This is a genomic window from Synechococcus sp. MEDNS5 (assembly GCF_014279875.1).
Taxonomy (GTDB): domain Bacteria; phylum Cyanobacteriota; class Cyanobacteriia; order PCC-6307; family Cyanobiaceae; genus Synechococcus_C.
Map to the genome: position 1 here is coordinate 1,827,465 of NZ_CP047952.1, position 22,430 is coordinate 1,849,894.

General features: G+C 59.5%; 23 protein-coding genes. 8 read left to right on the forward strand and 15 right to left on the reverse strand.

The window, feature by feature from the left end:
- Nucleotides 1-1,491 carry a leucyl aminopeptidase gene (locus SynMEDNS5_RS09945; protein WP_186583239.1) on the forward strand — a complete coding sequence of 497 codons (1,491 nt, stop codon included), beginning with the start codon at nt 1-3 and terminating at the stop codon, nt 1,489-1,491.
- Nucleotides 1,492-1,515: 24 nt separating this feature from the next.
- Entirely contained in the window at nt 1,516-1,764 is a 249-nt protein-coding gene (locus tag SynMEDNS5_RS09950) for a hypothetical protein (protein WP_186583240.1), read from the forward strand.
- Here the strand turns inward: SynMEDNS5_RS09950 and SynMEDNS5_RS09955 are convergent.
- From SynMEDNS5_RS09955 to SynMEDNS5_RS09995, 9 genes are all read right to left on the reverse strand, one after another.
- The gene (locus tag SynMEDNS5_RS09955; protein WP_186583241.1) at nt 1,761-1,943 is read right to left on the reverse strand and encodes a hypothetical protein; all 183 of its coding nucleotides are present in this window, start codon (nt 1,941-1,943) and stop codon (nt 1,761-1,763) included. The two genes, SynMEDNS5_RS09950 and SynMEDNS5_RS09955, sit on opposite strands and share 4 nt — an antisense overlap.
- 156 nt (nt 1,944-2,099) lie before the next feature.
- The gene (msrA, locus tag SynMEDNS5_RS09960) at nt 2,100-2,735 is read right to left on the reverse strand and encodes a peptide-methionine (S)-S-oxide reductase MsrA (protein WP_186583242.1); all 636 of its coding nucleotides are present in this window, start codon (nt 2,733-2,735) and stop codon (nt 2,100-2,102) included.
- Complete coding sequence (lpxB, locus tag SynMEDNS5_RS09965) at nt 2,735-3,928, reverse strand: lipid-A-disaccharide synthase (RefSeq protein WP_186583243.1); 1,194 nt, start codon at nt 3,926-3,928, stop codon at nt 2,735-2,737. The genes msrA and lpxB overlap by 1 nt, the downstream gene beginning before the upstream one ends.
- Nucleotides 3,928-4,782: an acyl-ACP--UDP-N-acetylglucosamine O-acyltransferase gene (lpxA, locus tag SynMEDNS5_RS09970; protein WP_370593526.1), complete on the reverse strand. Its 855-nt coding sequence runs from the start codon at nt 4,780-4,782 to the stop codon at nt 3,928-3,930. The genes lpxB and lpxA overlap by 1 nt, the downstream gene beginning before the upstream one ends.
- A 2-nt stretch (nt 4,783-4,784) precedes the next feature.
- The gene (fabZ, locus tag SynMEDNS5_RS09975; protein ID WP_255440126.1) at nt 4,785-5,255 is read right to left on the reverse strand and encodes a 3-hydroxyacyl-ACP dehydratase FabZ; all 471 of its coding nucleotides are present in this window, start codon (nt 5,253-5,255) and stop codon (nt 4,785-4,787) included.
- 5 nt (nt 5,256-5,260) lie between these two features.
- The gene (lpxC, locus tag SynMEDNS5_RS09980) at nt 5,261-6,115 is read right to left on the reverse strand and encodes a UDP-3-O-acyl-N-acetylglucosamine deacetylase (protein WP_186585956.1); all 855 of its coding nucleotides are present in this window, start codon (nt 6,113-6,115) and stop codon (nt 5,261-5,263) included.
- On the reverse strand, nt 6,115-8,382 hold the full coding sequence (locus tag SynMEDNS5_RS09985) for a BamA/TamA family outer membrane protein (RefSeq protein WP_186583245.1): 2,268 nt from the start codon (nt 8,380-8,382) through the stop codon (nt 6,115-6,117). Before SynMEDNS5_RS09985 ends, lpxC begins: the two co-directional genes overlap by 1 nt.
- A gap of 46 nt (nt 8,383-8,428) precedes the next feature.
- Nucleotides 8,429-9,181, reverse strand: coding sequence for a phosphoribosylaminoimidazolesuccinocarboxamide synthase (gene purC / locus SynMEDNS5_RS09990; protein WP_186583246.1), 753 nt, complete (start codon nt 9,179-9,181; stop codon nt 8,429-8,431).
- A complete protein-coding gene (locus tag SynMEDNS5_RS09995) occupies nt 9,178-10,182 on the reverse strand; it encodes a hypothetical protein (RefSeq protein WP_186583247.1) in 1,005 nt (334 codons plus the stop codon). The genes purC and SynMEDNS5_RS09995 overlap by 4 nt, the downstream gene beginning before the upstream one ends.
- Before the next feature lie 101 nt (nt 10,183-10,283).
- On the opposite strand from SynMEDNS5_RS09995, the gene purD reads away from it, so the two are divergent.
- Together purD and SynMEDNS5_RS10005 are read left to right on the forward strand one after the other, a co-directional pair.
- Entirely contained in the window at nt 10,284-11,600 is a 1,317-nt protein-coding gene (gene purD, locus SynMEDNS5_RS10000; RefSeq protein WP_186583248.1) for a phosphoribosylamine--glycine ligase, read from the forward strand.
- Nucleotides 11,601-11,624: 24 nt separating this feature from the next.
- Nucleotides 11,625-13,670 carry an ATP-binding protein gene (locus SynMEDNS5_RS10005; protein ID WP_186583249.1) on the forward strand — a complete coding sequence of 682 codons (2,046 nt, stop codon included), beginning with the start codon at nt 11,625-11,627 and terminating at the stop codon, nt 13,668-13,670.
- Here the strand turns inward: SynMEDNS5_RS10005 and kaiC are convergent, their stop codons facing one another.
- From kaiC to SynMEDNS5_RS10020, 3 genes are all read right to left on the reverse strand, one after another.
- Complete coding sequence (kaiC, locus tag SynMEDNS5_RS10010; RefSeq protein WP_186583250.1) at nt 13,671-15,209, reverse strand: circadian clock protein KaiC; 1,539 nt, start codon at nt 15,207-15,209, stop codon at nt 13,671-13,673.
- Nucleotides 15,210-15,275: 66 nt separating this feature from the next.
- Nucleotides 15,276-15,635: a circadian clock protein KaiB gene (gene kaiB, locus SynMEDNS5_RS10015; protein ID WP_011933861.1), complete on the reverse strand. Its 360-nt coding sequence runs from the start codon at nt 15,633-15,635 to the stop codon at nt 15,276-15,278.
- Nucleotides 15,632-16,522: a circadian clock protein KaiA gene (locus tag SynMEDNS5_RS10020; RefSeq protein ID WP_186583251.1), complete on the reverse strand. Its 891-nt coding sequence runs from the start codon at nt 16,520-16,522 to the stop codon at nt 15,632-15,634. The genes kaiB and SynMEDNS5_RS10020 overlap by 4 nt, the downstream gene beginning before the upstream one ends.
- Nucleotides 16,523-16,649: 127 nt before the next feature.
- Between SynMEDNS5_RS10020 and rplU the strand changes: the two genes are divergently transcribed.
- Nucleotides 16,650-17,024 (forward strand): 50S ribosomal protein L21, encoded by a 375-nt coding sequence (rplU, locus tag SynMEDNS5_RS10025; RefSeq protein ID WP_186583252.1) that lies wholly within the window; start codon nt 16,650-16,652, stop codon nt 17,022-17,024.
- A gap of 42 nt (nt 17,025-17,066) precedes the next feature.
- Complete coding sequence (rpmA, locus tag SynMEDNS5_RS10030; protein WP_186583253.1) at nt 17,067-17,336, forward strand: 50S ribosomal protein L27; 270 nt, start codon at nt 17,067-17,069, stop codon at nt 17,334-17,336.
- A gap of 15 nt (nt 17,337-17,351) precedes the next feature.
- Here the strand turns inward: rpmA and SynMEDNS5_RS10035 are convergent, their stop codons facing one another.
- Complete coding sequence (locus tag SynMEDNS5_RS10035) at nt 17,352-17,813, reverse strand: DUF2127 domain-containing protein (RefSeq protein ID WP_186583254.1); 462 nt, start codon at nt 17,811-17,813, stop codon at nt 17,352-17,354.
- 8 nt (nt 17,814-17,821) lie between these two features.
- Nucleotides 17,822-18,580 carry a bifunctional 2-polyprenyl-6-hydroxyphenol methylase/3-demethylubiquinol 3-O-methyltransferase UbiG gene (locus SynMEDNS5_RS10040; RefSeq protein WP_186583255.1) on the reverse strand — a complete coding sequence of 253 codons (759 nt, stop codon included), beginning with the start codon at nt 18,578-18,580 and terminating at the stop codon, nt 17,822-17,824.
- A 79-nt stretch (nt 18,581-18,659) separates the two neighbouring features.
- On the opposite strand from SynMEDNS5_RS10040, the gene truB reads away from it, so the two are divergent.
- Together truB and SynMEDNS5_RS10050 are read left to right on the forward strand one after the other, a co-directional pair.
- Complete coding sequence (truB, locus tag SynMEDNS5_RS10045; RefSeq protein WP_186583256.1) at nt 18,660-19,562, forward strand: tRNA pseudouridine(55) synthase TruB; 903 nt, start codon at nt 18,660-18,662, stop codon at nt 19,560-19,562.
- A 54-nt stretch (nt 19,563-19,616) separates the two neighbouring features.
- Entirely contained in the window at nt 19,617-20,357 is a 741-nt protein-coding gene (locus SynMEDNS5_RS10050) for a YebC/PmpR family DNA-binding transcriptional regulator (RefSeq protein ID WP_186583257.1), read from the forward strand.
- Nucleotides 20,358-20,763: 406 nt separating this feature from the next.
- Here the strand turns inward: SynMEDNS5_RS10050 and SynMEDNS5_RS10055 are convergent, their stop codons facing one another.
- Nucleotides 20,764-22,428, reverse strand: a complete 1,665-nt coding sequence (locus SynMEDNS5_RS10055; protein ID WP_186583258.1) for a TolC family protein — start codon at nt 22,426-22,428, stop codon at nt 20,764-20,766.
- Nucleotides 22,429-22,430: the final 2 nt, after the last annotated feature.

Sequence of the window (22,430 nt, forward strand, 5' to 3'; positions counted from 1 at the left end):
ATGAAGATCTCCCTCTCTCCGGCCACCCCTGAGGCCTGGAGCGGTTCCGTTCTGGCCCTCGGCATCCCTGAGAACGACCCCCAGGGCCTGGTGGCTGCAATGGAGCAGCGTTTCAGCCTGCAACTCAGCGGCTGGCTGAAGCAGAAACCCTTCAACGGCAAGCCCGGCGACTGCGTCAGCCTGCCCCTGTTGCGCAGCGACTGCACGGCCCTCGTGCTGGTGGGACTGGGGGAGGCCTCCAGCGTTGATCGCGACCGCCTGCGCCTGGCTGCGGCCGCCGCGGCCAGGGCTGCCCTGGGGCAAGGGGGCACCCTGGGCCTGCTGCTCCCCTGGAGCAGCGACACCCCCGAAGAGGATGCCGCCGCCGCCGCGGAAGCGGTGCGTCTGGCGCTCTACAGCGACGAGCGCTTCCGCAGCAAGCCCGAACCCAGCCCCAGACCCAACCAGCTTGAGCTGCTGGGACCTCTGCCCGGAGGCTTATCCCACGGCCTGGAAGCCGTTCATCCGGTGTGCGCCGGCGTGGAACTGGCCCGCGAGCTGGTCGCCGCCCCCCCCAACAGCGTCACCCCGGCGGAACTGGCACGCACCGCCAGCCACCTGGCCCATGAACATGGCCTGGAGCTCACCATCCTCGAGCGCTCCGACTGCGAGGAGCGCGGCATGGGGTCCTTCCTCTCGGTATGCCAGGGGTCGGACATGGACCCCAAATTCATCCACCTCACCTACCGCCCCAACGATGAGGTGAAGAGGCGTTTGGTGCTGGTGGGCAAAGGGCTCACCTTCGATTCAGGCGGATACAACCTCAAAGTGGGTGCCGCTCAGATCGACATGATGAAGTTCGACATGGGCGGCAGCGCGGCCGTGTTCGGCGCCATGCGGGCGATCGCAGAACTGCGTCCTGCTGGCGTGGAGGTGCACATGCTGGTGGCGTCCTGCGAAAACATGATCAATGGCTCCGCCGTACACCCCGGCGACATCGTCACCGCCTCCAACGGCACCACGATCGAGATCAACAACACCGATGCCGAAGGGCGGCTGACCCTCGCCGACGCCCTCGTCTATGCCTGCAAGCTCAAACCCGACGCCATCGTTGATCTCGCCACGCTCACGGGTGCCTGTGTGATCGCGCTTGGTGAGGAGATCGCTGGCCTCTGGAGCGGCGATGACAGCCTCTCCTCCCAACTGGAGCAGGCCGCCCAGGCCGCCGGCGAGGGACTGTGGCGCATGCCCTTGCACAGTGCGTACCGCAAAGGCCTCAAATCCCTGCTGGCGGACATGAAAAACACTGGCCCCCGGCCGGGTGGTTCGATCACGGCCGCCCTGTTCCTCAAGGAGTTTGTGGATGCCGGCATTCCCTGGGCCCACATTGATATCGCCGGCACGGTCTGGAGCGACAAGGGCCGGGGGCTGGACCCATCGGGGGCAACCGGCTACGGGGTTCGCACCCTGGTGAACTGGATCCGCAACCAGGCCGGCACCACCACCACCTAAGTTCGGGGGCCGTCACCGCACGCCATGGCTTCCAAACCCCTGCGTTGGTACATCCGAGCCCAGCTGGGGGTGCTGCTGCTTCCCGCTGGGCTTTGCCTCTTCGGGGAAGCGGTGAGTCGGCGCATCGTGCAGATGCTCGGACAGGATCGGGGCCCCTGGTTCTGGTACGGCACCCTCAGCCTGATTGCCATCAATGCTGGCGTGGGTCTGATGATCGAATCCGGCCTGCTACGCGGCTACCCCGGCCGGCGGTCCGATCAGGCGTCGCCCTAGGAGGCCACAGCTACAGGCTTGACGACGGATAGTGGGTGCTCGAGAGCATGAATCTGCCAGCGGGCCCGCTCAGAGCAATTGGCCAGCACCCGATCGAGATCATCGGAAGCCTGCTTGGGTGAGGGGTACGGGCCAACGTGACGGGTGACAAGACCGTCCTTGATGGTCAGCAGATACATACAGACCTCCTAAGCGCCTCGGCGTCATGGTAACCAGATCAATCGAGGAAGAGGATGGGGTAAAACCCGCACCTTCACTGAGAAGTCAGTGAGTCAGAACGAATCGACGACTACAGAATTTCCTCAGAATTCGTTAGTCCAGATTGCCCAGCGTTGTCAACGCTTCGCCGGTGTGCTCCAAGCAGCGCCGCTGCGGGCCTTGCTGCCCCACACCTGATCGAGCTGGCGGTCACGGCCACAGCTGAAGCGGTAGAAGCGATAGCGGAGGGAGTTGTTTTTGGCGTAGTTCTGGTGATAGCCCTCTGCAGGCCAGAACTTCTTGAGGGGCTTGATCTCCACCTTGAGCTTGGCTTCAGGCACCCCCAGCTCTCGAGCGGCCGCAGCGCGGCTGGCGCGGGCCGCCTGGGCCTGTGCCTCGCTGTTGGTGAAAATCACCGGCCGATAGGAATCGCCCCGATCGCAGAACTGCCCGCCACCATCGAAGGGGTCCACATTGCGCCAGTACGACTGCAGCAGGCGGGGGTAGCTGATCTTGGCCGGATCAAACCGCACCTCCACCACCTCCTGGTGGCCCGTGGTCTCGCTGGTCACCTGCCGGTAGGTGGGCTTGGCCACGGTCCCGCCGCTGTAGCCACTCTCTACCGAAAGCACCCCGGGCAGTTTCTCCAGGTCACTCTCCAGACACCAGAAACATCCCCCGGCAAGCACGGCGTTCTCCACGGCCGCGAACACGGAGCCGGGAGCCCCGAGAAGCATGGCTCCCACCATGAACAGAGGCAGAACGAGGCGCATCACGAGGCGGTTGGGGTGCAGGAAAGCTGATCGAGAATGGCGCAGGCGGCGCGATCGGTCACGCCTGGTTCGCCAAGCCTTTCCGTGAGCCGTTTGTAGCCACTCAGCATGGCTTGCCGTGCCCCAGGGTCATCCAGCAGCGGCGCCGCCAACTGCACGAGATGGTCGGCATTGAATGAATCCTGCAGCAGCTCCGGCACCAGGCGCTCATCCAGCAGCAGATTCACCGGAGAGATGTGCTTCACCTGAAAGCGCAGCAGGTGCCGTGCCACCCAGGCCGTGACCCGGCTCACCCGATACCCCACCACCTGAGGCACTCCATGGAGCGCCAACTCCACATTCACCGTGCCGGATTTGCCCAGGGCCAGATCCGCCGCCGCGAACAACCAGGGCTTCAAGGTGTCGGCCTCTGCGGCCGGCACCACGGAAGCCCGCACACCAGCAGCGGCCAGGGCCTGCTTGAGGGGCTGTTCAAAGGTGGCCAATCCGGCCGGAACTATCACATCCAGGGAGGGATCCCGGGCCTGAAGACGGGCTGCCGCCTGCACCAACACCGGCATCAGATACTTCAACTCCTGGGGCCTGGATGCCGGAAATAACAAGAGCAGCCGGCCTTCCTCCGGCAGCGACAGCCGCACACGGGCTGCAGCACGCTCAGGGCGGTTGGCCGCACTGTCGAGCAGGGGGTGGCCAACCCAGGTCACGTCCGCCCCCCGACTGGCATAAAACGAAGCCTCCTCCGGGAAGATGGCCAGAATCCGATCGGTGAACTTCAGCAGCTGGGTGGTGCCTCCATCACCGATACGCCAGGCCCATTCCTGAGGTGCGATGTAATAAGTGATCGGAATCGATGGCAACCGACGCCGCAGGCTGTTGCCCAGGCGCACATTCGCCCCCATGTAATCAATCAATACCACCCCATCCGGTGGGCGCTGCTGCAGCTCTTGATCCACACGGGCCTGCAGCTTCAAGGTGGGCATCACCAGGGGCAGGGCCTCCCACAGGCCAATCGCCCCCATCGGCGCCGTATCCGCCAGCAGTTCCGCTCCAGCCGCCTGCATCCGGCTGCCGCCAAGGGCCAGCACTTCCAGATCCAAACCCCTGAGGGCAGCCTGCCGATGCAGGGCCTCGATCAACAGACTTCCCTGCAGATCACCGGACACCTCACCGGTGCTAATCAGCAATCGCACCATCAGCGAGAGCCGAGGGCCGGCATTGGTCCACGGCGCCCGGGTGCGATGGAGCCTTCCAGGAAGGAACAGAGATGATCCGCTAAAGGCAGCAGGGACTGCTCCCGCGCCAGCTTGAGGCCATCGGCGATCACATGATCGGAGCGGTACAGCAACGACCAGATCTCCTGCAGTTGCTTGAGGTCCTGGCCATCGTCCTTGCGATCAAGGCCCCGCCGGCGCAATCCCACCCGGTTCAGACCACGCACCCGACCGGGGTGTCCCTCCACCAAGCAGTAAGGCGGCACATCACGGTCTACCCGGGTCATGCCGCCCACCATCGCCATGCCACCGATCTGCACGAACTGATGGATGCCCAGACAACCACCGATCACCGCCCGATCCTCGATCAGCACATGGCCCGCCACCTGGATGCTGTTCGACATCACGATGCCGTTGCCCAACTCACAGTTGTGGCCGAGATGGCAGTAGGCCATCAGCAGATTGTGATCACCGATTCGGGTCTGTTCGCCCTCATCGGTGGCTCTGTTGATCGTGACGCACTCGCGGATGGTGTTGTGATCTCCGATCACCACCTCCGTGGGCGCACCTTTGTATTTCAGATCCTGGGGTTCCTGTCCCAGACAGGCACCTGGATAGATCTTGTTGTGCTCTCCGATGATCAGACGCCCATCAAGAACGGCATTGGGGCCAACCCAGGTGTGAGCTCCAATCTGCACATCGGGACCCACCACGGCGCCGGGACCGATCACCACGCCAGCCGCAAGCTCGGCGCGCGGATCAACCACAGCGAGGGGGTGCACCTGGGCGGGCCGGTTCTCAGCAGTCACAACAGTGGAACGCTGTTCGCTCATCATCGTCAATCAACCAGCGAGAACATCAACTCGCCGGAACACACCAGCTGGCCATCCACCGTGGCTTCCGCTTTCACTTTGCCGAAGCGCTTGCGCTTAAGGCTGAGCAACTCACAACTGATGCGCAGCTGATCACCAGGGACCACTGGCCGGCGAAAACGCACGCCGTCAATGCCGGCGAACACGAACAGTCCTTTCGGTAGATCGGGCATCTGGGTGACGATCAAGCCGCCCACCTGGGCCATCGCCTCCACGATCAGCACTCCGGGCATGAGCGGTCGCGCTGGGAAATGCCCTTGAAACTGAGGCTCATTCAGAGTCACATTCTTGATGGCCACAGCCTTTTCACCAGGAACATGCTCCAACACCCGATCCACCAGGGCAAAGGGGTAACGGTGCGGCAACAGACCCATGATCTGCTCCGCATTGAGCACGGGCTGGGACGACGCGATGTCGTTGGCGGAGGAAGAGGTCAAAACAGTCAGGGCTGAACAGGGGAACGATCGGCCAGGGCCGCCGCCAGGTCCGTGTGCAGACCATGGGAGCCTCGGTAGACCAGCACCTGCGCGCGCGGGAATCCCACGAGCGCCAGATCGCCGATCAGGTCAAGCAGCTTATGGCGCACCGGTTCATCCGGGTAGCGCAGCGGTGGGTTAAGCCAGTGCTCTCCATCACAAACAAGGGCATTATCAAGTGCTCCACCCTGGATCAATCCAGCGGCACGCAGCTGGTCCACCTGCTCCCGAAAGCCGAAGGTGCGAGCGGGGGCGATCTCGTCGACGAAACGCTGCGGTGTGAGCTCCAACGCGAACTGTTGCCGGCCGATCGCCGGCTGGGGGAAATCAATCACGCCGACAACACTGAACCGCTCAGCAGGAGTGGCGGTGATCACACTGCTGCCGCGATGCAGGGCGAGCGGTTGATCGAGCATGGGGCGCTGCGGACGCCAACCGGAGACCTCCTCAAGATCCGCTTCAGCGATCGCCTCCACCCATCCGAGCGCTGAGCCATCGAGCAGGGGAATCTCCTCCCCTTCAACCTCCAAAAGGGCATGGGTCAGCCCGCACCCCGCCAGGGCTGCCAAAAGATGTTCAACCGTGGCCAAACGGCGGTCCCCAAGGTCGAGGGTGGTACAGAGCTGGCTGTCACGCACTTGCGACGGGCTCAGCCGCACGGGGGGAGCGTCGTCAGACGACCAGTGCACCCACACGCCCGGATCGACCGACGGCTTCAGCGTCACCGACACCGGCTGGCCACTGTGCAAACCAATGCCACTACGGCGCACAGGCCCAGCCAGAGTCCAGGCACCGTCGTAATCAACGGGCCAGCGAACCATCAGAACTTCCAGCCCACACCAAGATTGAAGCGCCATTCCTCAGTGAAGTCCTGGCTGGCCACTTCCAGTCGCAATGGACCCACGGGGGTGGTCACGATCACACCCACACCGGGGGATACACCGGATCCTGGCTTGTTGAGCAGCTGGCCAGGCTTGCCAGGAACATTGGCCTGGGAGCCGAAATCGGTGCCGGCATCAATGAACACCTCGCCGGAGAAGATGCTGATGATCGGGAAACGGTATTCGATCGTGGCTTCTCCAAAACTTCGGCCCACAGCAAGATCACAATCAAACCAACCACGCACCGAATTGGAGCCACCCAAGCAGAAAGCTTCGTAAGGAGGTAGTTGCCCAACGATCGTTCCTGCTTTCACCTGGAAGGCGAGAGCTTGCGGGCAGTTCTCTTTTTCACCGGGTTTAGGTCGGCATCCCTTGAACAACTTGAGCCACTTCACAGGAATGAAGTGGGTGTAGGTCGTACGAACTCGGTTAAAGGTCGGAGAATTTTCTCCGATCGATACATACTGCTCAGTACCAAAACTGAAGAAATTACCAGAGGTGGGATTCCTTCCATCGTTGAGAGTGTTGTAGGTGGCCGCAAAACGCACACTGGCCAGATTGTTTTCATTGGCGCAATTAAAGGCGATACAGATCACCTCATCGTTGGGGATGCGGCCGTCGTCGATATTTCCACTGGGCACGCCATAGGGGCGGGTGTCACCGTTGAAGTTGATCGGCCGCACGTTTTGAAGATTCACACCGGCCAGCACCTGCCAGGGAACCTTTTTGAAGGGATCACCGCCATTGAGAGGCCTAGCAAAAATGATGTTGCCTCCCACCCGCTGCAAGGCGACAGAGTCACCTTCAAATTCAAACCAACTCTCATCAGGGAACTGCTTGCTGGCGTTGGCCACATTGTTGAAGCGTCGATCCGCCGGGTTATTGCTGTTATTGATGTCGAAGGCGTACTTGGAGTTGTTGTCCTGGTAGTCAGTCACGGTGACAATGTCACCCGCGTTCTGGCTCTGGAACACCTGGGGAACTTCCCGGCTCAAGAAAATGGAGGTTCGGAAGGATGTGCGGTGTTTATCGCCTTTGATCCAGGGGTCAGTGAAGGTGAAGTTGGCGAGCCCGCCGAACTGGCCATAGGTGATGTTGAGCGCCAGGTTCCAGGCTCGACCCAAAAGGTTGCTATCCGACAACTGCACCTGACCGAACACACCCTGGCTTTGGCTGTAACCCAAACCCCCTGATAGAGATCCGGTGGATTGCTCCACGATTCCCAGCACGATCGTGACGTTGCCCGGCTCCCCAGCCACAGGCTTGAGGGTCACTTTGACGTCGCTGAACAGCGACGTGCTGTATAGGCGCTTGATGTCCTCTTCCAGTTGTTTGCGATTGAAGGGCTCGCCAGGCTCAATCGAAATTTCCCGGGTCACGACCCAGGGTTTGGTCTTGCCCTTGATCGGCTCACCTTTGTCGTTAGTGCTTTCACCCTCTTTGGTTATGAACTGAACTTCAACACCGTCAACGGTGCCGATTAACACCTTGAGCTGTACTACACCGTCCGGACTCACGCGGGTCGGGCCACTCACCCTGGCCAGGGAATACCCCTCGTCGGCGTACCACTTCTGCAGCTCCTTCATGCGCAGCTGCAGCTCGTTGAGGTTGAGTGTGCGTCCGTAGTCGGAGCTGAACGTGTCGTCGATCACCTCCGGCTTGATCTTGTTGTCCTCCGGCTCGAGTTCCACCCGAGTGAGCACTGGGTTCGGGACCACCTGCACCACCAGCTGCACGCCCAGCGGGCCATTGATCGGCTCGATGCGTACATCGGAGAACCAGCCGGTGGCATAGATGGCATCGAGATCGAGCTTGAGCTCCTCCCGGGTCACCCGGCTGCCCGGACGCACGGTCATCGCGTCGTAGGCCGCCAACTCAAGACGTTCCTGCTCCGGATGGTCGGCGATGCCTTCAATGATCACCTCGGTGATCAACACCCTGGGGCTTGACGGAGCCTGGGGAAGGGTTTCTGCGGCAGGTGGTTGTTCTGCGGGTGGGGTTTGATCCGGCGCCGCAGGAGTGACGTCGATCTCTTCGGTCGTGCTCTGCTCGACCTCAGCCTCACCGGTTACATCCTCCACCTGGATCGTCTCAGCCTCCGCCTGGGCCCTTGCCGGAAGGCTGGTCATCAAAGGGAGCGAAAGCGCTAATCCCAAAACGCTCCTCCGAACGGACGTCCTGGTTCGGCTGGAGGAGAAGGTCACCATGGGAGGGACGGAAGTCGGCCGGAAAGGCCACAAACGTCTGGAGAACCTACCCGTAGATCCGGGGTTGTGGGCATGCCCCTTGTACCCGTTTGCAGACCTCCCCGTAGGCCTCGATCACACCGCCCAAATCCTTGCGGAATCGGTCCTTGTCAAGAATCCGCTCATTGGCATCGGTGCTGCTGAGGTCCCAGAGTCGGCAGGTATCGGGACTGATCTCATCGGCAACGAGCAGCTCGCCGGCCTGATTCAGACCCAGCTCCAGCTTGAAATCCACCAGCTGCAACCCCAGGTCCCTGAAGAACGGCTCCAGCACAACATTCACCTGGCGAGCCAGAGTCTCCATGCGCTGGCGCAACTCGGCACTCACCACGCCAAGCAGGGCGATCCGGGCATCCGTCAGCAGCGGATCACCAAGCGCATCATCCTTGTAATAGAGATCGAGCAGGGCCGGATCGAGGGCTGTGCCCTGGGGGATCGGGGTTTCTCTGCAGAGCGAACCGGTGGCCGTGTTGCGCAGCACCACCTCGATCGGAATCACCTCCACCCGCTGAACAACCATCCAGGTGGCATCCGAAACACCCATGTAATGGGTGGGAATCCCATGGCGCTCGAGCAACTCGAACAGGCAGGCAGAGATCTGGCAGTTCAAACGCCCCTTGTGCTCCAACTGGGCTTTTTTCTGGGCATTGAAGGCGGTGGCGTCGTTCTTGAACTCCACCAAAACCTGCTGGGCGTCTCCGCCGGCATAGATACGTTTGGCTTTGCCTTCGTAAAGAAGTTCGCCGTGGGACAGGGTCATGGCTGTGCGGGGAGAACGGTCGCGTCGGCCTCGGACGCCTCTGATTCTCCCAGTGCGGAATGTCCTCCCGGCGCGCGCGGGGAGCGCAGCTCCTGATCCAGCTGCTCACGCTGCCCAGGCTCCAAAACCGGCGCGTCCCGATCGAGATCCAACAGGGTGAGGCGATCATCCACCCGCGTGGCCAGGCGGCGCAGACGCTCGCGCGGGCGATCACCACTGCCGCCGTTCTCCAGCTCCAGCATCAACTGCAGCCGCAGAAGATCCTCCGCCAGGTTCCAGGCTTGAGCGGCGGCAGCCTGATCAAGTGCCGCTTCCAGCAGGGGAGCACTGCGCTCAGGTTCCAGCTCGCCCAACAGGTCGGACGCCAAACCGAGCCGGCGGGCCGCCGCCACCCCAGGGCTGCGCCCGGCCAGCAGGGTGATCACTGCCTCAGCGGTCTCTCCGTTGGCGATCTGGTGGTCCGCCAGCAGATCAAGAGCAGACCGCGTCAATGGCTGCCCTTCCTCATCCAGCCCCACCACGAGAGCTTCAGCTTCCAGTCGCGAGGGATCCCCTTCAGCGAGGCGCAGGAGAGCCAGGATCGCCCGCTCCTGGTCCAGAGCCGCAGCTGCCGCCTGCCAGGAGAGCAGCAGCCAGTCCCGGCGCTGCTGGCCTGAAGCTGGTCCGTAGCGACTGAGCACCACAGGCACACTGTCGGGGGCCTTGCACTGCATCAGAGCCCGAGCGTTCGCCATCACCACCTCGAAGGGCTGGGGAGCCGGTGCCACCACCATCAAGCGATTGCGCAACAAGCGCAATCGCTCCTCGAAGCCGAACTGAGCAGCATCAGCACACGCCAGCTGCAGCGCAGGAATATCGCCCTCGAGAAGCACGGCCTCGAACGCTTCCGGCGCCATCGCCTGCTCCAGTACAGGTGCAGCATCGTCCTGAAGCCGAGGGGCCTCCACCGGAATCGGGGTTGCCGCCAGCAGAAGCGTCAGGGACAGGGGGAAAAAACCCATGGGCCGGCAGGCGCTCAACAAAGATGGATGGATTCCATCACCGTCGAAGACTGTGATGGAGCGTTCAAACCTAAGGGTCCTCGCCCATCACGCCTGCCTCCATGGCCCATTCCAGCCCCCGTCCCCAGTCTCTGCCCCCCCTGCGCCGCCTGCTCGTGGTGGGCAGCGGCGGCCGTGAGCAGGCACTGGCCTGGGCGCTGCGCCGTTGCCGAGGGGTGGAGGAGGTGTGGGTCACCCCTGGCAACGGCGGAACAACGGATCTCGAAGGTTGTCGGGCTCTTGGCATCAGCGAGCTGGATGCCGATGGCCTGATCGCGCACTGCCGCAACAGCGCCATTGATCTGGTGGTGATCGGCCCAGAAGCACCCCTGGCTGCAGGGGTGGCTGATCGTCTTCGAGAAGCAGAACTGGCGGTGTTCGGGCCGGGTGCCGATGGTGCACAGCTGGAGGCCAGCAAAGCCTGGGCCAAGCAGCTGATGCAGGAAGGAGGAATCCCCACCGCAGGGCACTGGGCTGTATCGGAGCAATCCGAGGCACTGGCCCTGCTCGATCAGCTGCAGCGGCCTCTCGTGGTGAAGGCTGATGGCCTCGCCGCCGGGAAAGGAGTGACCGTGGCAGAAACCATTGAAGCCACTGCAGCAGCGATCAAGGAAGCCTTCGCAGGCCGGTTCGGCAGCGCGGGTGAACGCCTGGTACTCGAAGAACGCCTGCAAGGGCCAGAGGTCTCGGTGTTTGCGCTGTGCGATGGCGAGCGCATGGTGCTGCTCCCCCCGGCCCAGGATCACAAACGTCTTCTCGATGGTGATCGGGGTCCCAACACCGGTGGCATGGGCGCCTATGCCCCAGCCCCTCTGCTCGACGCCGCCGGCCTCGAGCAGGTGAGAGAGCAGGTGTTCACACCAACCCTGAATGCTCTATGCCGCCGAGGGATTCAATACAGAGGTGTGATCTACGCCGGCCTCATGCTCACCAACGCTGGTCCCCAGGTGATCGAATTCAATTGCCGGTTTGGGGATCCGGAGTGCCAGACCCTGATGCCGCTGATGGGGCCGGAACTGGCCCAGGTGCTTCAGGCCTGTGCCCTGGGATGCCTTGATCTGGCACCACCGCTGGCCATCAACGAGGCATGCAGTGCCTGCGTGGTGACCGCCGCCGAGGGCTACCCCGAGGTTCCCAGCAAAGGAGATGTGATTCGCATTGCGCCGGCTGCCGATCCCCAGCGCCAGCTGTTCCACGCTGGAACCCGCCGGGATCAGGACGGTCGTCTGCTCACCAGCGGAGGAAGGGTCCTGACCCAGGTGGCACAGGGTGAAAGTTTTGACCAGGCCTTCGCTCGCGCTTACCAAGCTCTCGAATCGGTGGACTACAGAGGAATGCAATACCGCCGGGACATTGGCCACCAGGTGCGTCGGTCTTAGGCTCAGCCAAAGCGAGTCGGAGCCATGGCCAGCGAACCAGCGACGGCCTCGAAGGATGGCCTGGCCTCGTGGGCGGTGATCGAACCCCAACAGGGTGAAGGCCAGGGCTGGAGAGAGCGGATCGGGGCTTGGTGGGCTGAATTCAGCCTTCAAACGAAGCTGTTGGCGGTGGCCACCTTAGTGGTGAGTCTGATGATGACGGGCATCACCTTCTTCGCGCTCAATGGCATCCAGCGTGATGCAGAGATGAACGACACCCGCTACGCCAGAGATCTCGGGCTGCTGCTGGCGGGCAACGTCAGCGAGCTGGTTGCTGAGGGTCGCGATCGGGAATTGGCCAATGTGGCCGAAACGTTCTGGCGATCCAGCCGAAGCCTCCGCTACATCTTTTTCGCCGACCCGGAGGGAATCGTCTACCTGGGGATTCCCATCAGCGGAAGCGATAACACTTCAGACAGTGATCTCCGTCTCAATCGGCGATTGGAACTGCCCGCGGAAATGCCGAACCGCCCCAAGAACCCATTGGTGCGGCAGCACATCACCCCCCAGGGTCTGGTCACCGACGTCTTCGTTCCCCTGGTGGAGCAAAACCGCTATCTGGGTGTGCTGGCCCTGGGAGTCAATCCCAACGAAACGGCTCTGGCGAGTGCGGCTCTCACCCGGGAGGTGACGGTGGCGGTGTTCATCTCCATCTGGGTGCTGGTGATCCTGGGGGCCGTGTTCAATGCCCTCACCATCACCCGACCGGTGAAGGAGCTGCTTCGAGGGGTCCGGTCGATCGGCGATGGCGACTTCCGCGCCCGGATCGGCCTCCCCGTTGGCGGTGAACTTGGCGAACTGTTGGAGGGCTTCAACGCCATGGCCTCCCAGCTTCAGGTTTACGACGCGGCGAACATCGAGGAACTGCAGGCCGCGCAGGTAAAACAGGCCTCCCTGATCGCCACCATGGCTGACGGCGCCGTTTTGCTGGACGGCGATGGACGCATCGTGCTGGCCAATCCAACAGCTCGGCGTCTGTTCCGTTGGGAAGGACGCAACCTCGAGGGACAGGACTTTCTCAACGAACTCCCCGAGCTCCTCGCCGTGGAGCTGCATGAGCCGATCGAGGCGGTGACAAGCAACCGCACCGATACCAATGAGCTACGCAGCAGCATCGGCGATCCACCGCGAACCCTCCGATTCGTTCTGCAAGCCGTTCGCGAACCCAGCGGCGAAACCCTGAAAGGCTTGGCGGTCACGATCCAGGATCTGACCCGCGAAGTGGAGTTGAACGCTGCTCAGAGCCGCTTCATCAGCAATGTGTCCCACGAACTGCGCACGCCCCTTTTCAACATCAAGAGCTATGTGGAAACCCTCCACGACATGGGGGATCAGCTCAGCGATGAAGACCGCCGCGACTTTCTGGGCATTGCCAACGCAGAGACTGATCGCCTGACGCGACTGGTGAACGATGTGCTCGATCTGTCGCGGTTGGAGTCCAGCCGCAGCGTCACCTTCGCGCCGATTGAGCTGCGTCAGGGACTGGAGCAGACCCTGCGCAGTTATCAGCTCAATGCGTCAGACAAGAAAGTAGAACTCCGCCTTGAAGCGGATCGAGACCTCCCCGACATTCTCGGCAACTGGGATCTACTGCTCCAGGTGATCGACAACCTTGTGGGCAATGCCCTCAAATTCAATCGCGAGGGCGGTCAGCTGATGATCCGTGCCTACACCTGGCCGGACAGTTGCCAGATGACACCACAGCAGCAAGAGAACGATGGGCCAACCTGCCCACTCACATCACCGCTTCCGCGCATGCGGGTGGAAATCTGCGACACCGGTTACGGCATCAGTCCCGAAAATCAACAGCGCATCTTCGAGCGTTTCTACCGGGTTGAAAATACCGTGCATACAGAAGTGGGAACCGGTCTGGGCCTCTCGATCGTGCGCGGCATCCTCGAGAAGCATGGAACCGACATCCGCATGGCCAGTGAACTTGAAGTGGGCACAACCTTCTGGTTCGATCTGCCTTTGGCTCAAGAAGATCCCGAAGAATTGCAGTGGAAGGCTGAACGGCAGAACGATTCCTGATCAGGCATCGGGATCCACGCCCCGCGCAATGCGTAAAAGCTCGCTGCGCTCATCGGTGGTCACCCGATGGGGAACTCCGGAGATGATCCGCTCGAAATTGGAGAAGGAGTCTTTGATCTGAGGACCGTTGCCAGTGATCACGAATTCGCGGATTCCTTTGTCGTGCCAGGAGCCCCGCATCTTGAACACGTTCAAAGCCCGGGCCATCTCCCCTCGGATTTCCACGTATTGCAGCAGCAGGATCGTGTCGGTGATGGTGGAGATATGGGAATCAGTGATCGAATGACTGCCCATGAACTCCTCCGATGTGTTCGTGAAGAATCCGGCGATTTCCTCCTGCTTGGCATAGCCGGTCACACCGATCACAAACTGACGGAAGGCGTTGTGACTGACGCCACGGGCCAGGGCGGAGAGAGAGTCAATCGCCATCCGTGACGGCTTGAACTGGCTGATCTCGGTCTTGATGATCTGGAGGTGATCCTCCAGACCTGTCGACTCGGGATAGGCACAGATGATCTTCAGCAGTCCGTCCTGCTCCATCTGCTCGAAGTCGACCCCCCAGCTTGTGGCATTGCGCAGCAGCTGGGCACGTGACTCCTCATAGGCGAACAGGATCGCCCGCTCTTTATTCCGACAGGCATCCTCAATGAACTTCGATACCAGCAAGGTCTTGCCGGTTCCGGTGGCACCAGTGGCGAGGATGATGGAGTCCTTGAAGAAACCACCCCCGCACATCTCATCAAGCCGAGGCACGCCGGAGCTGACCCGCACATTCGAGGAGCGCTGGGTGAGGCGCATCGCTCCGAGGGGGAAGATGCTGATGCCATGGGCTCCCATGGTGAAAGGGAATTCCCCCTTCATGTGCGTGGTTCCCCTGAGTTTGAGGATCTCCACCGTGCGCCGGCGACGCTCGCCCTCAAGCACGTTGCGCAGGATCACGACGTTGTCGGAGACGAACTCCTCAACGCCGTAGCGAGCGATGGGGCCGTACTCATCGATCCGTTCCGTGGTCATCACCGTGGTGACGCCGATCTCTTTGAGACGAGCGATCAGACGAAAGATCTCACGACGCACGACGAATACTGCGTCGTACTGCTGGAACACCGCCGTGATCGAGTCGATCGCCACCCGCTTGGCTTTGTATTTGCGAATGGCGTAATTGATGCGTTCGATCAGACCGGAAAGGTCAAAGCTTCCGGCCACATCCTGTCCATCGGGATCCGGGGATGCATCGAGGATGAATAGCTTGTCCTGCTCCACCATCTCCTGCAGATTCCAACCGAAGCTGGCTGCGTTGCGCAGGATATCGAGGGGCGACTCTTCAAAGGTGACAAAGATGCCTGGCTCGTCAAAGTGCGCGATGCCGTTATGCAGAAAGTGCAGAGAAAAAACGGTCTTGCCAGTTCCGGACGTGCCACTAATCAGGGTGCTGCGACCGATCGGCAGACCGCCATGGCAGACATCATCGAAGCCCTCAATCCCTGTTGGGAGCTTCTGAACCTGCATCTGTGGCGAACCACTGGAGCTGGAGATCTGCATGGTGGCGAGCTTATGGAGAAACGCTAAAGAGAAAAACGAAGCGGGCGGTCAGTCACACGGTCGGGCTTAAGAATCTGAATCCGTTGTGTCTGCGTCTTCCAACGCATCCATCAGCGTCGAAGTCAGGCTGTTGTCGGCAAGCTCGTCGTAGAGAAGGTCTAAGCCGATCAGCACCCGCTCGCGGTCGGACAGATCCCCGATGATGCGGCGAACCGGTGGAGGAAGGATTTTGGAGAGCGTCGGTGTCGCCAGAATCTTGTCTTCTTCCGCCAGCTGTGGGTTCTTGAGCACATCAATCACTTTCAGGGCATAGACGCCCTTGAATTCGGTCTCAAGAATGTTGCGCAGGGTTTTCAGTGCACGCATCGAGTTCGGCGTATTCCCAGCCACGTACAGCTTGAGGATGTAGGTCTTACGTGGGCTCATGAGGACATCTCCGAATCCATCAGGGAGCGGCGTTGCTCTGAAGAAACCGCCAAAGCGACCTCGGGGGGGATGGAGCGTCGATACATCTCGCAGAGATGGGCCATGACGTCGAGCAGAGCGAGCCGATAGTCCTGCAGAAAATCGTTCTTATGCCCTTCAAGTTTGAGTTGCTTCCAGAACTCGTCAATCAGATTCATGTGGATCTCCACAGTGCGGGTGATGGGAAGGTCTCCAAAGAAGGCCGTATTCACGAAACTCTCCAGGGCCTGGTTGGCAGCGGCCGGATCACGGAAGTAACTGATCAGAAGATCGCGGTACGTGCGCTGCAAGGACTGCACCAGCTCCCGCTGCTCATCCGGGGGGAGATTGGCCAGAAAACGGGAAGGATCCCGTTTGTAAAAGACACCCAGATAGCCCAGGCGCTCCTGAAGACGACTCGACAGCTTCCACGCACTGCTCTGCGCTGAGGGCAGTGCGCTCGCATCCGACTCATCCTCCGGTCTTGCTTCTTTCTGGCCCTGACGCAGAAAGCGGGAAATAGCAGCGTCCACGTTGTATCCCAGCTGCTCGAGCTGATCGACGGGAAGATGCACCTCCTCCGGGTGGTAATCGACCCGGCCCATCAGTTCCCCGACCACCACTGCAGGGAAGAGCAGCCCTTCGCGACGCAGGCCTTCGCGGGTGCTCTCGTCGAGAAGAGACTGCTCGATGACCACCGCATCCACCGCTTCACGCTGGTGAGACAGCACCTCCAGAAGTCCTTCCCCCGAGGCGGCCTGATGCAGATCCACAGGTTTATACCGATTCACCGGCAACCACTGGCCACAGGCATCCACAAGCTCCTTCGTGGTGAGCAACAAGGCGATCGTGAGTGCCGGACGGGCCATCCACCGCGTAAGTGTCCTGAGTTGAATCTTGACGAAGGGTGCTGCGAAGGCCGAAGATCTTTGTTTGTCTTTCGATTGCGGTTCAGGCCAAATCGGTTCGCCGAGCCTGACTGCGTCCTTTCGTTCCATGGCCGAAACCAGCACCAGCCGATCCGATGCTCCCGACACCGGGACCTACGCCATCGTTGAGGCCTCGGGCCAGCAGTTCTGGCTGCAACCCAACCGTTATTACGATCTCGACCGCCTTCAGGCCGAGGTCGACACCACGATCACTCTCGACAACGTGCTCCTTGTGAAGGACTCCAAGGGAGCCACCCTTGGCAAGCCTTATGTGAAGGATGCCAGCGTTGAACTGAAGGTGATGGCCCATCGCCGTGGGCCCAAGGTGATCGTCTACAAAATGCGACCCAAAAAGAAAACGCGTCGTAAGAATGGTCACAGGCAGGAACTCACCCGGGTGATGGTTCAGTCCATCTCCGTCGGCGGCAAGTCCATCAGCTGACTCGAATCACCCTTAGCCCCTCACGATTTTCACCACCACCCCATGGCACATAAGAAAGGCACAGGTTCAACCCGTAACGGACGCGATTCAAACTCCAAACGCCTTGGCGTGAAGGCCTATGGCGGCGAAACCGTCACGGCCGGTTCGATTCTGATTCGTCAGCGCGGCACCTCCGTTCTTCCCGGTGTGAATGTCGGCCAAGGCAAAGACGACACCCTGTTCGCTCTGACTGACGGAGTGGTGAAGTTCGAGACCATACGCCGCGGCCTTCGCAATCGCAAGCGGATCAACGTGGCAACCGCAGCCGGCTGAGCACGCCGGCACTGCCTAATGGTGCCGGAATGAGCGCAACGCCTGTTTCAGGGTGACAACCATCCCGAGAACCGTGAGCCCCAGGACGATCGCCGTTCTGGGGCTTGGTTCATGAAGCAGATGGATCACCTCCAGGGGCAGAGCCAGCGCGAGGACACCGACCAGGAGCCACTCACCCCAATGCCGACCTGTCCAGGTGGCCCAAGCGGCCAGCAGGATCAGCCCCGAATACACCGCTGATGCAATCGCCAGCCGAATCAGGCGTGTGGGACCCAGGAGGGTGCCCTGCTCAGCAAGGTGGGACAGCAGTTCGCGATCGGCTTGTCCCCAGGACTGGGCGAAATCGGAAAGTTCGGCGTAATGGCTTTGACCGAACAAAGCAGCAAAGCTGATCGCCAGAAGCACGAGGGCAAGCAAAACCTTCTTCAGCACGATCAGCTTGATCAGCCATCGTCCTCGGCCCTGGGACTGCGCCATTGGAATGCTCAGATCTCGAGGGGACGGTAGACCCTGGTTGTGATCAGCAAGGGATGGAACACCTCCAGGAAATGTCCTTGCAGGCAACGGAAGAAGGTGTCGACCAGCTCTGGGTCATCGAAATGGAAGGGGTACTCACCCTCGTGCCCTTTGAAGAAATACCAGTTCAGAACGGCCCGGCCACCGGCACGAAGGCGGCGATGAAACTCCATCAGCTGGGCTGCTGGGTCGGGTAGGTGCTCCAGCACATCCAGGCAGACCACTGTGTCGAAACTCTGGCTGGGAAGACTGTCGAGATCGCGATGCACGGAGAGTCGATCCGCAAGTCCGAGGGCTGCAGCGCGTTGAGCAACAAACGCCCGGTTCTGGGGATTGAGATCAACAAACCACACATGCCGCACGTCGCTCAAGCCAGCGGCAGCCAGCGCATGGGTGCCGATGCCCCCACCGAAATCCAACACATCCCCATGGGCGAACTGTTGCTGCAAGCGCAGGGTGTCGGCGATGTAATCAGCACTGCTGAGATGCCAGGCCGCCAATTCGAGCAGGTGGCCTGTGCCCACGGTGTCTTCATAAAACAGCTCCGCTCGCTCGGGATCGAAGGCGCCTGGGTGCATGGCAGCCAGATCCTCCTTGCTCTGTGGAAGCCGCTCCTCAACCTCAGCCGTTGAAAGGGAGAGATAGGAGGCGAGGTGGTCTTTCACCGAGAAGCCGCTGGCCAGAAACTCCTGGATCGACACGTCTCCGGTCGCAATCACTGGCTGCATGACCTGCCTGCTGATGTGGGCAAACTTACGTGCGAGCCAGGTGCCACAGTCGAAACCCTGCACTGTTCCTGCCCGTCCTTTGACTGCGCCCATTGGCTTCGCTGTGATTGACAAGCCGTCTGGTCTCACCTCCCACGCTTGTGTGGCCAGGATCCGGCGTCTGCTCGGCATGCGTCGGGTCGGCCATGGCGGCACCCTGGATCCAGCGGTCACAGGGGTGCTGCCGATCGCCGTCGGGCAGGCCACCCGATTGCTGCCCTACCTCCCCGGCGAGAAGACTTACCGGGGGGTGATCCAACTGGGCGTCACCACCACGACCGATGATCTCGAAGGAGAGATCGTTTCACGCCATCCCTTGCCTGCCTTGAGCAGCGCCGAGCTGGAGCAGGCGATCGCCCCGTTCCGCGGCCTGATCCAGCAGCGCCCGCCACAGGTCTCAGCCGTTCATGTGGATGGAGAACGCGCCCATGCCAGAGCTCGGCGCGGTGAACACATGGATCTGCCGGAGCGCGCCATCACAATTCACCACCTGCACCTCCTCAACTGGTGCCCGGAGCAGGGCCAGCTGAGCGTTGAAGTGCACTGTTCAGCAGGCACTTACATCCGTTCACTGGCCAGAGATCTGGGGGAGAATCTTGGCTGTGGCGGCTGTCTGGCCAGCCTGCGCCGCACCCAGGCGCTTGGTTTCCAAGACGTCCAGGCGATTCCCCTCCCGGAGCAACTTGAGCCAGGGGTGACCTCTGCAGATTCGGAGGTGCTCCCGCTGCTTCCTCCGCAGGACGCCCTCCATCACCTGCCGCAGCGTCGGTTATCGCCCAGTGAGCGGGAAGACTGGAGCTGCGGGCGACGGATCACCCCGGGGGTCAACGTTGAGAGCGACGCGGTGGTGGTGCTCAGCGACTCCGGACGCATGCTCGGCCTTGGAGTACCGGATGAAGCCGGTGGCCTGCGACCGAAGGTGGTGTTCGAAGCCAAAGGCTGAATCGGGTGACGGGTCGGTACCGTGCTGTGCCAGAGATGGACGCCAACGCATCCGATGGCCGGCCACAGCAAATGGTCCCAGATCAAGCGCACCAAGGCGGTGGTGGATGCCAAACGCGGCGCAGTCTTCACCCGGATCGGTCGCGAGATCACCGTTGCGGCCAGACAGGGTGCTGATCCCGATGGCAACTTCCAGCTCAGAACGGCCATTGCCAAGGCCAAGGCCGCCGGCGTTCCGGCCGGCAACATCGAGCGGGCCATCGCCAAGGGATCAGGGCAAGGCGGAGAGGCCATCAAACTGGAATCCATCCGCTACGAGGGCTATGGCCCCGGCGGCGTGGCCGTGCTGGTGGAAGCCCTCAGTGACAACCGCAATCGCACTGCAGCGGAACTCCGTCTGGCCTTCAGCAAGCACGGCGGAAACCTCGGCGAAAGTGGATGCGTCAGCTACCTGTTCCAGCATCGGAGCGAGGTGAGGATTCTTGCTGAAGCAGCGAACGAGGAAGCACTTTTGGAAAGCCTCCTCAGCCTCGAGGCCGATGGCTATGAGCTCGATGGCGACCAGGCCCTGGTGCACGGTCCTTTCGAGGGGCTTGAATCCCTGCAAAACGGCCTCAGAGAGCAGGGGTGGCCGGTGCAGGAATGGACCCATGCCTGGCATCCCCTCACCCAGGTGAGCCCGCAGGATGCAGATACCACGCGGCAGTGCCTCAAGCTTCTCGAAGCGCTAGAAGAGCTGGATGATGTGAACAGCATCAGCACCAATATGAAGATCGATGAGGCTCTATTCACGTGAGAAGACCTGGCCATCAACAAACGAATCCCAGGCTTCACCTCAAGCTGGGCACACCCCTGCCGCAGTAGGCGTCCATCAGCGCACAGGTCAGGTACCGTCGCTGCGCTAACCAACGTCGGCCAGGGCTCTGGTGAGCAGGTGGGTATGCACTTCTCTCCAAATCAAAAAATAATCGAAGAAGCAACATCGAAGCTATATCAGTCCCGGAGAAAGCCGCCGACAAATTCTCCGGCAATCAAAGAACGCTCAAGCCCAAAGATCAAGGCTGCCTTGACGGCAAAATTAATGCTATGCCCAGCCGAGTGCTCCCGGATAACTCGAAGTTACATCGCAAATGAATGAAAACAAACAATATCATCATCAAGCAACAAAGAATTACTCAAAAACTCTCTACGCTTACGATCAGCTACTGAACATAAAAAAATGAATTAGGATCAATATTTGCTACATCCAAGGGGAAGGAGGCGGAATAACGGTACAGCTGAGCGAGTGAGATATTGTAATTTTGGAGGGCCTCGGTGTAATCAACAGCAGCAGTTGAGTAGAGCTGAACGGTTTGAATAAAGGTAGTTATATTACTAATACCAACTCGGAATCTCTCGAGCGCCACCTCTTGAGAAATTTGAGCGGCTTTAAGCGATTCTGATGCAGCAGTAAGCTGCGAACGACTAGACACATACAAAGAATAAGCACTTTTCACCTCCGCGGAAACAGAATTAACTTGAGAAAGAACCTTGTTACGATTGGAATTCGCAGTTTCTTTATTCGACTTAGAAGTAAAATAATTATTAGCGCCATCGAAAATGGACCAAGAGAAATTAATGCCTACAGCGGCGGAAGCAGTATTATCATAAGTGGACGGCACTCTTCTAGAACCGATACTTTGACCATTTCGGAAATATGATTCAGTAGAAGACCCCCAAGTATTTGCAATAGAAGCCGTAGCATACAAAGAGAATGTAGGAAGATATTGACGTATATAAAATTTAGCGAGGTCGTCAAACTCTTTAACAGCTGCTATCGCAGCAAAAATATCCTCTCTAGAAGTCTCAGCCTGAACAAGAGTATCTTCTAGGGAAAGAGGCCATTTGCCAGAAACTAACAACTTGTCAGTTGGTCTAAAAATAGAATCAGGGGATAAACCGATACTATCAGCAAGAGTATAAGAAGAACTAAACAAAGTATCATAAAATCCGATCATTTGATTAATAGTCTGGAACAACTGAGAACGCTGCTGCGAAAGTGAACCAACATCAATCAAACCCTCATCGAATTGGGCAAGCTGAAGAATATATTCATCAAGAAGATTTTCAGCAAGGGGCTTATAATAAGCAATTAGAGCTGCAGATGCCTGGATTTGATAATAATTAGTTTGAACAGAAAGCAATTGATCACGGACAGCTGAGGCGTATAAAAATTGGTTTTGCTTAAATGCCTGGAATCTGGAATCAATGAAAGGTTGACGACTAAAATCCAAAAAACTCCAATTAATGACAATACCTGGAGTGAATTGATAACTCTCAGTAATTGTACTGGTTGAACTAGAAAAGGGCGAGATATTGTCCGCAGAATTTCCGGTCTTCGTAGATGAAAAAACCTGACCAAAGGCAGGTGCAGTTGGAGAGGCAATAATACTAGGAAACCAGGAAGATTGAGAGGCTTTAAAATTATAGAACTCAGAGAGTATAAGATTACGATAACTTGCAAGTGTTGGATTGGAAACAAGTGTCAACTCGAGTGAAGATTTTAAAGTTATAGGCTTCGATAATTGTTCATATCTGCGGATTCTAAGATTTAGATCATCGACCAAGCTAAGAAGCTTGGGCAAAGCAGACAATTTACTGGTATCTAGCTGAACAAGGGGTAGTTGATCCGTGCTAGCAGAAGCCAAACCAGAAGGCTCACGCTCACGTGAATATGATTTTCCGGAGTAGAGAGAAAATACAACTAAAAAGGCGAAAATTACTTTATACAAAATAAGGAGCAAACACAAGCGGGAATTATAAACCAAGATTGAGGTACGAGAAAGACAAATAATTAAAAAAAGGGTAAAGAAATTTGACGCATCCACTG